Source organism: Amycolatopsis rubida (assembly GCF_900115345.1).
In the GTDB taxonomy this organism is placed as follows: domain Bacteria; phylum Actinomycetota; class Actinomycetes; order Mycobacteriales; family Pseudonocardiaceae; genus Amycolatopsis; species Amycolatopsis rubida.
The window spans coordinates 692,840-706,696 of sequence record NZ_FOWC01000003.1; the positions used below are offsets into that span (position 1 = coordinate 692,840).

The 13,857-nt window shown below is 72.1% G+C and carries 13 protein-coding genes and 1 pseudogene; 10 read left to right on the plus strand and 4 right to left on the minus strand.

The annotated features are described in order from the left end of the window. Positions 1-65: 65 nt before the first annotated feature. Positions 66-239 (minus strand): hypothetical protein, encoded by a 174-nt coding sequence (locus tag BM362_RS47500; protein ID WP_157904914.1) that lies wholly within the window; start codon positions 237-239, stop codon positions 66-68. 752 nt (positions 240-991) lie between these two features. On the opposite strand from BM362_RS47500, the gene BM362_RS17575 reads away from it, so the two are divergent. Then, entirely contained in the window at positions 992-1,654 is a 663-nt protein-coding gene (locus tag BM362_RS17575; protein WP_093573821.1) for an MFS transporter, read from the plus strand. Here the strand turns inward: BM362_RS17575 and BM362_RS17580 are convergent. Then, positions 1,648-2,640, minus strand: coding sequence for a nuclear transport factor 2 family protein (locus BM362_RS17580; RefSeq protein WP_093573822.1), 993 nt, complete (start codon positions 2,638-2,640; stop codon positions 1,648-1,650). The two genes, BM362_RS17575 and BM362_RS17580, sit on opposite strands and share 7 nt — an antisense overlap. 222 nt (positions 2,641-2,862) lie before the next feature. On the opposite strand from BM362_RS17580, the gene BM362_RS17585 reads away from it, so the two are divergent. Next, positions 2,863-4,200: an MFS transporter gene (locus BM362_RS17585; RefSeq protein WP_093573823.1), complete on the plus strand. Its 1,338-nt coding sequence runs from the start codon at positions 2,863-2,865 to the stop codon at positions 4,198-4,200. Between the two features lie 12 nt (positions 4,201-4,212). Here the strand turns inward: BM362_RS17585 and BM362_RS17590 are convergent, their stop codons facing one another. Beyond that, complete coding sequence (locus BM362_RS17590; RefSeq protein ID WP_093573824.1) at positions 4,213-5,163, minus strand: LysR family transcriptional regulator; 951 nt, start codon at positions 5,161-5,163, stop codon at positions 4,213-4,215. Positions 5,164-5,235: 72 nt separating this feature from the next. On the opposite strand from BM362_RS17590, the gene hisD (BM362_RS17595) reads away from it, so the two are divergent. Continuing rightward, entirely contained in the window at positions 5,236-6,564 is a 1,329-nt protein-coding gene (gene hisD, locus BM362_RS17595) for a histidinol dehydrogenase (RefSeq protein ID WP_067581823.1), read from the plus strand. Positions 6,565-6,566: 2 nt separating this feature from the next. Further along, on the plus strand, positions 6,567-7,466 hold the full coding sequence (locus tag BM362_RS17600) for a carbon-nitrogen hydrolase family protein (protein ID WP_067581826.1): 900 nt from the start codon (positions 6,567-6,569) through the stop codon (positions 7,464-7,466). Here the strand turns inward: BM362_RS17600 and BM362_RS17605 are convergent. Further along, on the minus strand, positions 7,423-8,421 hold the full coding sequence (locus tag BM362_RS17605) for a LacI family DNA-binding transcriptional regulator (RefSeq protein WP_067581830.1): 999 nt from the start codon (positions 8,419-8,421) through the stop codon (positions 7,423-7,425). The genes BM362_RS17600 and BM362_RS17605 overlap by 44 nt on opposite strands. A 164-nt stretch (positions 8,422-8,585) precedes the next feature. On the opposite strand from BM362_RS17605, the gene BM362_RS17610 reads away from it, so the two are divergent. From BM362_RS17610 to BM362_RS17635, 6 genes and pseudogenes are all read left to right on the plus strand, one after another. Then, positions 8,586-9,728: a cupin domain-containing protein gene (locus BM362_RS17610; protein ID WP_067581835.1), complete on the plus strand. Its 1,143-nt coding sequence runs from the start codon at positions 8,586-8,588 to the stop codon at positions 9,726-9,728. An 11-nt stretch (positions 9,729-9,739) separates the two neighbouring features. Continuing rightward, entirely contained in the window at positions 9,740-10,426 is a 687-nt protein-coding gene (locus tag BM362_RS17615; RefSeq protein ID WP_208865230.1) for an alpha/beta fold hydrolase, read from the plus strand. Then, the gene (gene hisD / locus BM362_RS17620) at positions 10,427-11,728 is read left to right on the plus strand and encodes a histidinol dehydrogenase (protein ID WP_067581839.1); all 1,302 of its coding nucleotides are present in this window, start codon (positions 10,427-10,429) and stop codon (positions 11,726-11,728) included. It abuts the gene before it with no gap. Next, a complete protein-coding gene (locus tag BM362_RS17625) occupies positions 11,713-12,489 on the plus strand; it encodes an SDR family NAD(P)-dependent oxidoreductase (RefSeq protein ID WP_067581841.1) in 777 nt (258 codons plus the stop codon). The genes hisD (BM362_RS17620) and BM362_RS17625 overlap by 16 nt, the downstream gene beginning before the upstream one ends. Then, a complete protein-coding gene (locus tag BM362_RS17630) occupies positions 12,486-13,235 on the plus strand; it encodes an HpcH/HpaI aldolase family protein (RefSeq protein WP_093573826.1) in 750 nt (249 codons plus the stop codon). Before BM362_RS17625 ends, BM362_RS17630 begins: the two co-directional genes overlap by 4 nt. Before the next feature lie 358 nt (positions 13,236-13,593). Then, positions 13,594-13,857 (plus strand): annotated as a pseudogene (locus BM362_RS17635) (hypothetical protein); the annotation flags it as partial.

The following is a 13,857-nucleotide window of genomic DNA, read 5'->3' on the forward strand; positions in this document are numbered from 1 at the left end:
GAGGACGATCAGGCAACTCCGCCTGCCCGATCATCCCTTTCGCCGTCGTCGGGTCCGGGGTTCGGTCAATCGGTTTCCGGCTGCTGCCACGCCCTTCCGGCCCGCTGGGCGGCCAGCCGGATCTCGTCGCCTGCCTCCTGCCAGTTCTGGTCCGTCGGGTCGTGGTCGCCGATCCACGTGCGCCGCGGCGTCGCGAGCGAGCCGCCGGCCTGCTGCGGTTCCTGGGTCATCTGAGCCATGATTCCTCCGTCTCCGGGCGAAGGCCAGCGGGGACTGCCCCTTCCGGGGCCCCTGAAACGGGTGCGCGGTCGAGATCGGCCCGGCGAGGCGCCTGCCGGTCATTGCCGTGCACCAGTGCTTGCGGCGACTGTGGGCTCGACCGCGGCGGCCGCTGCCGGGGTTAGGGGCCGGTCGGTCGTCCCGGCCTGCGGCAGTTCGCTGCCGGTCAAGCCGGCGATGTCGCCGGTCGCGGGCCCGCGCGCGTGCGGCTGAGGTCCGGCTGGATTCGCCGGGCAAGCTCGGCAAGGTTGTCCCGCGGACGGAGTGACCGGCGGCGGGCGAGTGTTTCCGATCGCGCCATTGCGAGCCGCCGCCCGTCGAACGCCGGGTTGGGCACCAGCGGGGCTCAACCCGGCGGCGAGGATTTCCGCGGGTTTTTCTCGGCGTCGGGCGATGCGCGAGCCGGGGAGCTTCGGGCAATCGGCTTCGCCTGCCGCGCCGACCAGGAAACCGCGACCCGGATCAGCGTCAGCGTGATCCGCCATGCCGAGGTTTCGTCCGCGGTGCCCACCTCGAATCACTTGCCAGTCTCCGGGGCGGGGGCTTTCCTGCCCTTGACCTGGCGAACGGACCCCGCGCCGAGGGCCCCGTCCGAGGTGGGCGGTCCGGCCGCGCCCGCCGTCCCACCTGATCGTGTCAACGCCTCCTGGCACACCGCAGCAGATGCTTCTGGTCGCCGGGGATCAGGCAGGCCGTCACCTGCCTCGGTGCTGTGTACTTCGCCGATGCCGGGACCGCGCACCCCGGGCTGGGCCGAAACACCGTGCTGGCCGCAGGCATCGCGGGCGGCCGGTGCTGGTCCCTCGGCACCGTGATCGGCGCGATGGCCTCCGACCGGGCCGGCCGCCGCCCGATCCTTCTGGCGGCGACTGGGGCCGCTGTCGTCCCGGTTTCGCAGTCGGCGTCCGGCATGCGGTACCTGGCGCTGCTGTGCGCGACGACGCTCATCGCAGGCTGGGAAATCGGTTCGATCACCGTGATGCTGTCCGAGATTTTCGAGGCCCGGTACCGATGCACGGCTTCCGCGTTCGCCTACAACGTCGGCCTGGTGACCGGCGGAGCCGTGCCGCCGCTCGGGGCGGGCGCGAGCACCGCCGCTTACGGTGCCGTCGTCTTCGGTGCTTTCCCGGCGGTCTGGTGCTCGCTGAGCGCGATCGCCCACCCGGGACCGGGACCTGCTGGACGTGCGAGCGGTGCGGCGCTGGCGCGGCCTCGTGTCTTGGCCTCCGGTGAGCCGCGCCGGTGGCGGGCAGAAGGCGAAAACAGGCGTCCAGCCCCTTGCGGACGCCGGAGCGAGCCCGACGTCCGGGGAGCGCGCCTGGACGAAGGCGCGCTCCCCGAGGGCACTGCCCGGTCGTTGCGGGATGCTCAGTAGATGTTGGTGTCGGCGAACGAGTTTTCGTGGCTGTTGATCTGCGCGCGCAGCGCGATCTGGTCGAACACCCGGACTTCCCGCACGATCCGCCCGTTCTGGATCAGGAACTGCGAGACGCCGAGCAGGTCGACGGGCTGACCGGTCAGCGGGCCGAAGTCGGCCGCGCCGCGGTAGCCGCCGCGCATGACCCAGGCGACCGCGACGCGCAGCCCGGCGTAGCGTTCGGCGTAGTTCGCCTGGACGTCCCGGACCTCGAAACGCGCGTCCGGGAACGGCGCGATCTGGGCCAGCAGGTCCCGCTGGTAGCCGTCGGGCCGGAGCACCGTCCGGTCGCCGACGGTGTGCAGGAAGAGGTCCCGGTGCATGAATTCGGCGACCTTGTGCAGCCGGCGGGCGTTCCAGACCTCTTCGACGAACTCCAGCACCATTTCGCATTCCGGCCGGTATTCGTCCGGGCGCGGGCCGCTGTCGCCCGCGGTCAGCACGTCGGCGGGCGCGGGTTTGGTCATCGAACCCTCGTAGCCGCGGAAGCGCAGCTCGCGCGCCGCCTCGGCGGGGTCGATGCCGCGCTGCAGGCAGTCGGCGAGTTCGTCGCGGACGACCCACTCCTCGACCATCCGGCCCCGCCGGTAGAGGCAGTTCGCGATGGTGCGCTTGCGGATCGGTGCCGGGACGCCGCGCACGAGGTGGGTGTCGCTGGAGAAAACGAGATGGGAGCTCAAGAACGCGTCGCCGCCGCGGGCTTCCCAGACGACGTCCTCGGCCTGGCCCACGTGCTGGGGCACCTCGGCGATCCGCATCAGGCTGCCTTCGATGACGCCGTCCCGCCCGGCGACGGTGCCGAGCCCGCCGTGCACGATCGAGTCGGGTTCGTAGTTGTCGACGATGTAGGAGATGTCGCGCTGTACCCAGATCCGGTCGGTCACCTCGCGGATGAAATCGTCCGGGTCCTCGTAGGGCTGGTAGGCGACCGGGTCGAGCGGCATGGTCTTTCCCTTCACGGCTGCGGATGGCTTGCCCGGCACTGTATCCGTATGCATTGGCCGGGACAAGACGAAGTCCGGATTGCTTCCGGTGCCGGACTTTGGCTCATGATCGCAGTAAATGCCCGCTCGGTGCACCTTGACCGCGGCCGGGTCGCCACTTATGTTCCTTCGTCATACGTATGCAGGCGGCTCCGGCCGTTGTGACCCCGTCATGGAGGTGTCATGTCCACCGTCGCGCCGAGCACCGCCGCGTCCGCTGAGGCGACCGGACGTCGAAGGGTGATCCGCCGGGCGATCCTCGCCGGCAGCATCGGGAACTTCGTCGAACAGTTCGACTACGGTTTGTACGGCTACATGGCACCCGTGCTGGCGGCCTCGTTCTTCCCGGCAGGCGACCGCACCGCGAGCGTGCTGAGCGCGTACGCGGTGATCGCGATCGCGTGCCTCGTTCGCCCGTTCGGCGGCACCGTTCTCGGCCGGTGGGGCGACCGGTTCGGGCGCAAGCGCGTGCTGTTGTGGACAGTGGTGCTCATGGGCGTGTCGACGGCCGCGATCGGCGTGCTGCCGACCTACCGCCAGATCGGGCTCGCCGCCCCGCTGATCCTCCTGGTGCTGCGAGTGTTCCAGGGCATGGTGGCCGGCGGCGAGTACGTCGGCGCGGTCGCGTTCGTCGTCGAGTGGGCCGAGCCGCGCCGGCGCGGGTACTACACCTCGTTCGCGTCGAACAGCTGCTTCCTGGGCATTCTCGCCGGGGCCGGGACCGCCGCGCTGATGAGTGCCGTGTTCAGCGACGAAACGCTGCAGAGCTGGGGCTGGCGGATCCCGTTCCTGGCGGTGCTGCCGCTGTGCGCGGTCGGGATGTGGCTGCGCAGCCGGATCGAAGAGAGCCCGGAGTTCATGGCGGCCACCGACCACGGGACGAACGTGGTGGCGGCGCCGCTGCGCGAGGCGCTGCGGTCGCAGTGGCGGCCGATCCTCGTGTTCTGCGGGGCGTCGATCATGCTGGCGATCCTGTCCTACACCTGGGTCACGTTCTATCCGGAGTACCTGTCCGACACCCTGCACCTGCCGAAGTCCGCGGCCTGGCTGTCGAACATGATCTCGGTCGCGGTGCTGATCCCGCTGCTGCCGCTGGCCGGCGCGCTGTCGGACCGGATCGGGCGGAAACCGATGCTGATCACCGGGGCGGTGTGCTGCATCGTCCTGGTGCCGGTGGCGTTCCGGGTCGGCCAGCTCGGGACCTTCGGCGGCGCGGTGGCGAGCCAGCTGATCTATCTGATCCCGGAGTTCTTCCTGACCGGCATCGTCACGGTGTGCGCGGCGGAGCTGTTCGCCACCCGGACCCGGTTCAGCGCCAGCTCGATCGCCTACAACAGCTCGTTCTCGATCTTCATGGGGATCACGCCGTTCGTCGCGACGCTGCTGGTTTCGGAGTTCGGCACGATCTACGCGGTGTGGGCCTACCTCGCGGCGGCCGCGGTGCTGGCGCTGGCGGTGATCACGCTCTTCATGAAGGAGACCTACCGCAGCGAGCTTTCCGCGGACAAGTACGCCCGCTGAGGCGAATTCCGTTCAGGACACCGGCGGCCCCTGCGCGCGCAGGGGCCGCCGGTGTTCGAGCGTCGGGTTGCGCAGCAACAGATCCACCGCCAGCCGGGCGAGTTCCTCGGTCGCCGGGGACAGCCGCGCGTGCGCGCGCCGGACGAGCGCGAACGTGTTGTGCAGCGGCGGGTCGAAGGTCGTGGTGTGCAGGCGCAAGCCCTCGGTGCGGATGAGCCGTTCGGCCACCGCGCGCGACAGGAACGTGTCGCCGACGCCGCGGGAAACCAGGTGCAGGGCGGCCGGTGCCTGTTCGACCTCCACGAACGGCTCCAGCCGGACACCCGCGAGCTGCGCGCGTTCGGCGAGCTGCAGCCGGTCCGGGTCCGCGTTGCCCGCGTGTGCGTCGTAGAAGACAAGCCTGCGCTCGGCCAGCGCGGCGATGTCGACCGGGGCGGCGGTGTGCGCCGGATCCGCGGACACGTAAAGGACTTCGTCGCGGGCGAGGGGAGTGGTCTCCAGCCCGGCAGGCGTCACCGGGAGCACCACGATGCCCGCTTCGAGGTCACCGGCGGCGACGGCGTCGGCGACGAGGGCGGCATTGACGCCCACCAGGCGGATCCGCACATTCGGGTAAGCGGTCGCGAACCGTTCGCCGAGTTCGGCCAGCAAGTAGTAGTCGGCGTTGCGGAACAGGCCGAACGACGCGACCCCGCCGGTGAGGCCGCGCACCTCCTTCATCGCGTTTTCCGCGTTCTCGGCCGCGTTCACGGTTTGCTGCGCGTGCGGCAGCAGCTGCTCTCCGGCGGCCGTGAGGGCCAGCCGCCGCGCGCCGCGGTGGAACAGCTGCAGGCCGCATTCCTCTTCGAGCCGCCGGACCAGTTCCGAGATGGCCGCCTGGCTGTACCCGAGCGCGGTGCCGGCGGCGGTGAAGGAGCCGAGCTGCGCGGTGGCGACCAGTGCCCGGAGCTGAGTCAGTGTCACAAGGAAATCCTATCGATGACCCAATGCAAGACAAGGTTGTCCCGTGGCATGCGAGAAACTAGTTTTCCGGCCATGTACTTCACCGAAGCCACCCAACGTCGTTTCGCGGGCCGGTTCACCGTGGTCAAGCAGCCTGCCGCCGGGGGAGCGCCGGCCCAGCGCGACCCGAGGGTCGTCGAGACGGTGACCCGCATGCTCGGGCAGATCCGCGCCGGCGGGCTCGACGCGGTCACCCGGTACGCCGCCGAACTCGACGGCTACGACGGACGGCCGCTGGAGATCTCCCGGGACGAGATGCGCCGCGGCGGCGCCAAGCTGCCCGGCGAACTCCGCGCCGCGATCGAACTAGGGGCCGAGCGCACCGCTGCGTTCGCGAAAGCCTCCCGCGCCGCCCTCAAGGACCTTGAGGTCGAACTCGAACCGGGTCTCGTCGCCGGGTACCGCTACGTCCCGGTGCCGCGGGTCGGCGCGTACCTGCCCGCCGGCCGCTTCCCGTTGACCGCCAGCGCGTTCATGACGGTGAACGTCGCCAAGGCGGCCGGGGTCCCGTCGGTGGTCGCGTGCACGCCGCCGCAGCCGGACGGCGGGCCCCACCCGGCGGTGCTGTACGCGGCGTATGTGTCCGGGGCGGACCGGGTGTTCCTGCTCGGCGGGGTGCAGGCGCTGGCGGCGATGGCCTACGGGCTGGTCGGCGACGCGCCGGCGGACATGCTGGTGGGCGCGGGCAACGCGTTCGTCGCCGAGGCCAAGCGGCAGCTTTTCGGCGCCGTCGCGATCGATTTGCCCGCCGGTCCGTCCGAGGTCGCGGTGCTCGCCGACGAGACGGCCGATCCCGAACTCGTCGCGGCGGATCTGCTCGGCCAGGCCGAGCACGGCCCGGATTCGCCCGCCGCGCTCGTCACGACGAGCGCCGGACTGGCGGAGCGCGTCGCGGCGGAGGTCGACCGGCAGCTCAGCGGGCTGGCGACGGCGCCGATCGCGGGCCCGGCCTGGCGCGACCACGGTTCGATCACCGTCGCCGCGGACCGGAGCACGGCCGCGGCGCTGATGGACGACCTCGCCCCGGAACACTTGGAGGTCCAGACCGCCGACGACGAGTGGTACCACGAGCACCTGACCGCGTACGGGTCGTTGTTCCTCGGCCCGTGGAGCACGGTCGCCTACTCCGACAAGGGCATGGCCGGGACGAACCACGTGCTGCCGACCGCGGGCGGCGCGCGGCACAGCGCCGGACTGTCCGTGTCGCGCTTCCTGCGGCCGTTGACCTACCAGCGGGTCGGCCGGGACGCGACGCCCGCGCTCGCCGGGGCCGTGGAGACGATCTCCGCCTCCGAGGGCATGGCCGCCCACCGCGCCACGGCGGCGCTGCGCACGGGCAGGCTGTCCCGGCAGGAGGTGTGAGCGTGCGGCCGCTTTCGCTGGCGCTGGCCCAGGTTCCCGGCCGCGGTGCCGGGGATCTCGGCGGGTTCGCCGCGCACGCCGACGCGACCGCCGCCCGGTTCCCCGGGACGACCCTGCTCGCTTACCCGGAACTGCATCTGACTGCCGAGTCCGATGTGGCCGCGGCGGAACCGGTCGAGGACGGTCCGCGGCATCGGTGCTTCGCCGAACTCGCCGGGGATCTCGGGCTGTGGCTGTGCCCGGGCAGCGTCGCCGAACTAGGCGGCGACGGGCACGTGTACGACACCGCGGTGGTCTATTCGCCCGAGGGAAAACTGGCTGCCGCGTACCGGAAGATGTTCCCTTGGCGGCCCTGGGAACCGTTCAAGCCGGGCCGGGAGTTCGTGGTGTTCGGCGTGCCCGGGATCGGCCGGGTCGGGCTTTCGGTGTGCTTCGACGCGTGGTTTCCCGAGACGACCCGCCACCTCGCCTGGCTCGGCGCCGACCTGGTGCTCAACGTGGTCCGCACCGACACCGCCGACCGGGCGCAGGAGGTCGTGCTCGCCCGCGCGAACGCGACGGTCAACCAGGTGTTCGTGGCCAGCGTGAACGCGGGCGGCCCGACCGGTGCCGGGCATTCGGTGCTCGCCGGGCCCGAGGGACAGCTCCTCGCCGAACTGCCGGGGTCCGGCTCCGGCGTGCTCACCGCCGTGGTGGATCTGGACGCGGTGACCACGGTGCGCCAGTACGGCAGTTTCGGCGTCACGCGGGTGTGGGAGCAGCTGCGGGAGGACGACGACCCGATTCCGATGCCGCTTTACGGCGGCCGGATCACCCCGTCCGCGTGGGCGGAGACCGGCCGCAGGCAGCGCGCGCCGGTCACCGGGCCGCGTGCGTTCCCCTCGGCACGAGAGCCGGAGTGAACACCGTCCGCCGCGACGCGAGATCCGGCGCGGTTCCGGAGAGGCGTTCGACCAGCAGGTCCGCCGCCGCCTTGGCCATGCCGTCGAGGTCGTGGCGCACGGTGGTGAGGTCGAAGGTCTCCCAGGACGCCATCGGCAGGTCGTCGAAGCCGATGACGGTCAGCTCGCCGGGGATGTCCAGGCCGAGGCGCCGGGCCGCGTTCATCGCGCCGATCGCGATCACGTCGTTCCCGCAGAAGACCGCGGTGGGCCGCGGGCCGTCGGACCACAGGTCGAGCAGCCCGGCGTACCCGGTGTCGTAGTCGAAGGGGCCCTGCCGGACGCGGCGGCGCGGCAGGCCGACGCCCGCCTCGGACAGCCCGACCCGGAAGCCGAGTTCCCGGTCGCGTCCGGTGGTCGTGTCCGCCGGGCCGCCGATCAGCGCGATGTCGGCATGGCCCAGCCGCAGCAGTTCCTCGGCGACCAGCCGCCCGCCCGCCTCGTTGTCGACCACCGCCGCGTCGGCGTGGTTCGTGCCGGTTTCCCGGTTCAGGAACACGAACGGGACGCCGCGGCGGACGAGTTCGGCGGGCAGCGCGGAGCCGACCACCGCGGTGGTGAGCACGACCCCGTCGATCGAGCGGTCCAGCAGCCGTTCGGTCTCCAGCGCGGCCTCGCTGCGCTCGGCGAAGAGCATCATCCGGTAGCCGTGCTGTTCGAGCGTGTCGTGCAGCGGGCCGATCAGGTGCGGGTAGAACGGGTTGGTCAGGTCGGTGACCACCACTCCGACGCAGTGGGTCGACCGGGTGGCCAGGCTGCGCCCGGCTTCGCTCGGGACGTAGCCGAGCGCGTCCGCCGCCTCCCGCACCCGCGTGCGGGTGGCCTCCGAAACGCGGTGGTCGCCGCGCAGCGCCCGGGAGACGGTCGGCTGCGAAACCCCGGCGAGCCGGGCCACGTCATGGCTCGTGATCGACATCGACTCCTCTTCCCGTGCCACCGCTTGTGCATACGAATCCTAGCGGAAGCGCCCAGCGCTCCGGCGGCGGTTCCTGGACCGTTCCGGCGCAGCCCGGTCTTGACAGGCGGCCGGTGCCGGTGGTCGTATGCATACGTATAAACACATTAGTTCGGAGGGGTTGCATGCACACCGACGAAAAGCGGGCGACGGCGGCCGAGCTGGCCCGCCGCACGATCCGGCGGGCCGATTTCGTGTCGTGCGACCAGGCGTTCATCGACTGCCGGACGCCCGGGTCGGACCGCAAGGAGAACTACTCGATGATCGGCCCGGGCGTGACGCAGAACCCGGACCAGGTCGTGAACCTGCGCGAGCCGCACGGGTTCAACATCGGCGCGGCGGCGATGCCGCACGGCATCACGAACAACCTGCACCTGCACTTCACCGCGGAAGTGTTCCTGTGCTTCCGCGGCGAGTTCCTGCTCCGCTGGGGCGCGGACGGCGAAGAGGGCGAACTGGTCCTGCGCGAGGGCGACATCGCCTCGATCCCGACCTGGATCTTCCGCGGGTTCACCAACATCGGCCCGGACGACGGCTGGCTGTTCACCGTGCTCGGCCACGACGACACCGGAGGCATCATCTGGGGCCCTTCGGTGCTGCGGGAGGCGCAGGGGCACGGCCTCCACCTGGCCGCGGACAACCGGCTGATCGACACGCTCGCCGGCGACGAGGTCCCGGACCCGGAGGAGCTGGTGTCCCCGATGGCGCCGGCCGACATCGCCGCTCTGCCGTCCTACGACGCCGCGAAGCTGCGGCGGCGGGTGGCTGCCGCGGAGGACCTGGAGTGGTCTGCCCTCGGCTTGCTCGGCAGTGCCGTGCCCGGGGGAGGCGCCGAACTGGCTCCGGTCATCGGCTTCGGCATGACCGAGGACCGTGACCAGGAGCCGCGCATCTACAACCCGCACGGGCACAACGTCGCGTGGCTGCGCGCCGAGCCGGGCGAGGGCGTCCCGCTGCACCGGCACGACGAAACGCAGGTGCTGCTGGTGAAGGACGGCGAGTGGGAGGTCACGCTCAACCGGCACGACGAGGTGAGCGTGCGCCTCGGCCCGTGGGACATGGTCTCCGTGCCGCGCGGGGTGTGGCGGCGCGTCCGCAATGTCTCCGGCGAGCGGGCGACCATGCTCGTCGTCAACGGCGGCGACGGCCGGGTGCGCCTGGAATGGGACGAGGAGGTCGTCAAGGCGGCCGCCGACGCTGGCGTGGGCGTGGACCACAACGGTTACCTCGCGCCTTATCACCTGCTGCCCCGGCCGGTCGGCCAGTGACCGTGCCGCCGGTGGTCCTCGTCCCCGGAATGCTCTGCGACGCCGAGGTCTGGGCCGACGTGCGGCTCCCGGGGCCGGTAGTCCACGCGGAGATCACCGCGCCGGACCTCGGCGGCATGGCCGAGCAGATCCTGTCCGCCGTCGACGGGCCGTTCGTGCTCGCCGGGCTGAGCCTCGGCGCGATCGCCGGGTTCGAGGTCGCCCGCCGGGCGCCGGACCGGCTCGCCGGGTTCTGCGCGGTCTCGACCAACGCCGGCGCGCCCACCCCGGAACAGCTCGCCGCCTGGACGGAGTTCGACCGCCGCACGCGCGCGGGCGGTTTCGGCTCTGTCGTGGCGGAGCAGATCCTGCCCACGATGTTCGCCGACCCGAATTCCGTGCTGCGCCGGCGTTTCCTCGACATGGCGCGGCGAGTCGGGCCGGAAACGTTCCGTGCCCAGCTCGCCGCGCAGGCCACTCGGCGCGACGCCCACGACGCGGTCGCGGGCTTGTCCTGTCCGGTGCTGGTCCTGTGCGGCGAACGCGATGCCTTGTGCCCACCCGGGTTTCACCGCGCGATCGCCGCCCGAGCGGGCCGCGCCGACGTGCGAGTGCTCCCGGAAGCGGGACACCTGCTGACGGTCGAGGCGCCCCGTGCCGCGGCCGCCGCGCTGCACGACTGGTTGTGCAGCACCGTTTCTCTCGTGAAGGAGTCCTGAATGCCGAAGACCCTCAAATCCGCTGTCCCGGTCGAGCAGGTGAGCGCCGCCCGCGACGACGTGCGCGACCGCGTCGGGGCGATCATCGCCGACATCCGCGAGCGCGGGGACGCCGCGGTCCGCGACTGCTCGGCGAAGTTCGACTCGTGGTCGCCCGAATCGTTCCGGCTCTCCGCCGCCGAGATCGAGCGGATCGTCGCGCGGGTGCCCGGCCAGGTGCTCGACGACATCCGGTTCGTCCAGGACCAGGTGCGCGCCTTCGCGCAGCGGCAGCGGGAATCGTTGCGGGAGTTCGAGATGGAGACCCTGCCGGGTGTCCAGCTGGGACAGAAGCACGTTCCGGTCGCCGCCGCGGGCGCGTACGTGCCCGGCGGCCGGTACCCGCTGACCGCGTCCGCGCACATGACGATCGTGACCGCGAAAGTCGCCGGGGTGCCCCGCGTGGCCGCGTGCACGCCGCCGATCCGCGGGGAGATCCCGGAGGCGACCGTCGCGGCCATGCATCTGGCGGGCGCGGACGAGATCTATCTGCTCGGCGGGGTGCAGGCGGTGGCCGCGCTCGCGGTCGGCACCGAGACGGTCGGCCGGGTGGACCTCATCGCGGGGCCGGGCAACGCCTACGTCGCCGAGGCCAAGCGGCAGCTGTTCGGCGAGGTGGGGATCGACCTGTTCGCCGGTCCGACCGAGGTGCTGATCGTCGCCGACCACACCGCCGATCCGTTCGTCGTCGCGGTGGACCTGCTGTCCCAGGCCGAGCACGGGCCGGATTCCCCGGCGGTGCTGATCACCACCGCCGAGGACGTCGCGCGGGAGGTGCTCGACCACGTCGAGGCGCTGCTGCCCGGGATGCCGACCCGCGATTTCGCCGCCCCGGCGTGGCGCGACCACGGGGAAATCCACGTCGTCGACGACCTCGACGAGGCGTTCGCCCTGGCCGACAGCTACGCGTTCGAGCACGTGCAAGTGCTCACCGAGGAACCGCGCCAGGCACTGGACAAGATGCGCGACTACGGCGCGCTTTTCCTCGGTCCGGGCACCTGTGTCTCCTACGGCGACAAGGTGATCGGCACCAACCACGTGCTGCCGACCCGCGGCGCCGCCCGGTACACCGGCGGGCTGTGGGTGGGCAAGTACCTGAAGACGGTCACCTATCAGGAGGTCACGAGCAGCGAGTCGAGCGTGCGGCTCGGCGAGGTCTGCGGACGCGCGGCGCGGGTCGAGCTGTTCGAGGGCCACGCCCGCTCCGGCGACGTGCGCGCGGCCGAGTTCCGGCGGGGAGAACTCTCGTGGAACCCGGCGTGACGGCCGAGCTGGCCGGCCGCACCGCGCTCGTCACCGGCGGCGGCAACGGCCTGGGCCGTGCGATCGCGGCCGCCCTGTCCGGAGCCGGGGCGCGCGTCGTGGTGGCCGGGCGGCGGAAGGCCGCCCTCGACGAGACGGTGGCCGCGCTGCCCGGTCCGGGCCGGGCAGCGCGGTGCGACGTGGCCGATCCGGAGTCGGTGGCCGCGCTGGCGGCCGAACTCGCGGGCGAGGAGATCTCGGTGCTCGTCAACAACGCCGGTGTCGCGGGGCCGGTCAAGCCGCTGGTGGAGGTCGAACCGGCGGAATGGGACGAGGTGTTCGCGGTGAACGTGCGCGGCGTGTACCTCGTGTGCCGGGCTTTCCTTCCGGCGATGACGGCGCGGGGCAGCGGAGACGTCGTCAACATCGCGTCGGTGAGCGGGAAACGGCCGCTGCTGCGCCGTACTCCCTACTGTGCGTCCAAAATGGCCGTTCTCGGGTTGACGGCCACGCTCGCGGGGGAGGCCGGGCCGTTCGGGGTCGCGGTGAACTCGCTCTCGCCGGGCCCGGTGGAGGGCCCGCGGATGGAGCGCAACTTCCGGCTGGAAGCCGAGCGCACCGGGGCCAGCTACGCCGAGGCAGAGCGGGCGTTCACCAGCCGCGCGGCACTGGGCCGCATGGTCACCGAGACCGAGGTGGCGGCCGCGGTGCTGGCGATGCTGCGGATGCCGGGGCTGTGCGCGGCCGACATCGACCTGTCCGCCGGGATGGTGGCGCGGTGACGACGCTGAAACACCGGCTGGGCAAGGGAAACCGGCTCCTCGGCGGGCTGCTGCGGATGCCGTCCGAGACGCTGGTCGAGACGGCCGGGGTGGCGGGGCTGGACTTCGTCGTGCTCGACTGCGAACACGGGCCCGCGGACCTGGTGCCGTTGCAGCAGCACGTCGTGGCCGCGCAGGCGCACGGGCTCGGCGTGCTGGTCCGGGTCGGCGCCGCGGAACCCGCGCTGGTGCTGCGCGTGCTCGACCTGGGCGCGGACGGCGTGATCGTGCCGCACGTCGACACCCCGGAACAGGCTCGCGCCGCGGTCGCCGCCGCGCACTATCCGCCGCTCGGAGAGCGAGGCTTCGCGACCTACAGCCGAGCCGGCCGCTTCGGCGCCCGGGGCGTCGAGGAGCACCTGGCCCGCTCCGCGGAGACCACGCTCGTCGTGCCCATGCTCGAAACCCCGGCGGCGTGCGCGGCGGCGGCGGAGATCCTCGCGGTCCCCGGCGTCGATTCGGTCCTGGTCGGCCCGGCCGACCTGTCAGTGGCGCTCGGCCTGACCGGCGGCGGGGCGGAACCCGCTGTCGCGCAAGCTATCGACGAGGTCGCGGCCGCGGCGGCGGTCGCGGGCAAGCCGATGACCAGCATCGTGGGAACCACGGAACAGGCCCGGAACGCCCCGCCCGGGCCAGTGGTTTACAACCTCGCGCAGGTCCTGCTCGCCACGTTCGCGGGTCTCGCCGCGGCGCGCGTCCCGGGGTGAGGGCCGGGGACCCGGGCAGGCGCGTGTCCGACCGGCGTCCCGGTTCCGGCCGGGGCTGTTCTGCTTCACGGCCCGCCGTCGAGCACGTCGCCGGCCACTTGTCCGCGACCCCGGCGGCCTCGCCGCGACTAAGCGGACCGGGTTTCCGCCAGCTGCGTTCCCGACCTTCTTCGTCGTGGCTGCCGCCTGCTCGGCAGCCACGACGCGCGCACCTGCACCGCGCGGCACGCGCAACCCACGAGGTCCGGGCTTGCGGGCAGGACGAGAGGGGACGGCGCGCGCGTCTCTGGCCGCGCCCGCTCACCGAAAGCCTCCACGGGCCGGGCCCGCCGGCCTCTCGCGTTCGATCCACCTGCGGATGACGTCGACGACGTACGAGGTGTGGAGGTTCATCATCGCCGAGGTGATGGCGACGACCGACGCGGATCCGGTCGTCGTGGACACGTTTCTCGCCTTCGCCGCCGGGATCGGGATGGTCCCGATCCGGAAGGAGAAGCCGAGGGGGCCTGTCGAGATCTTCGGCGTCATCGGGCTGAGCGCGCCGTGCGGCATCGCGTGGCACGGCGACGAGGATCAGCAGCGGATCGCCGCGTGGTTCAAGGCGAGCTACCTCGGCCAGGGC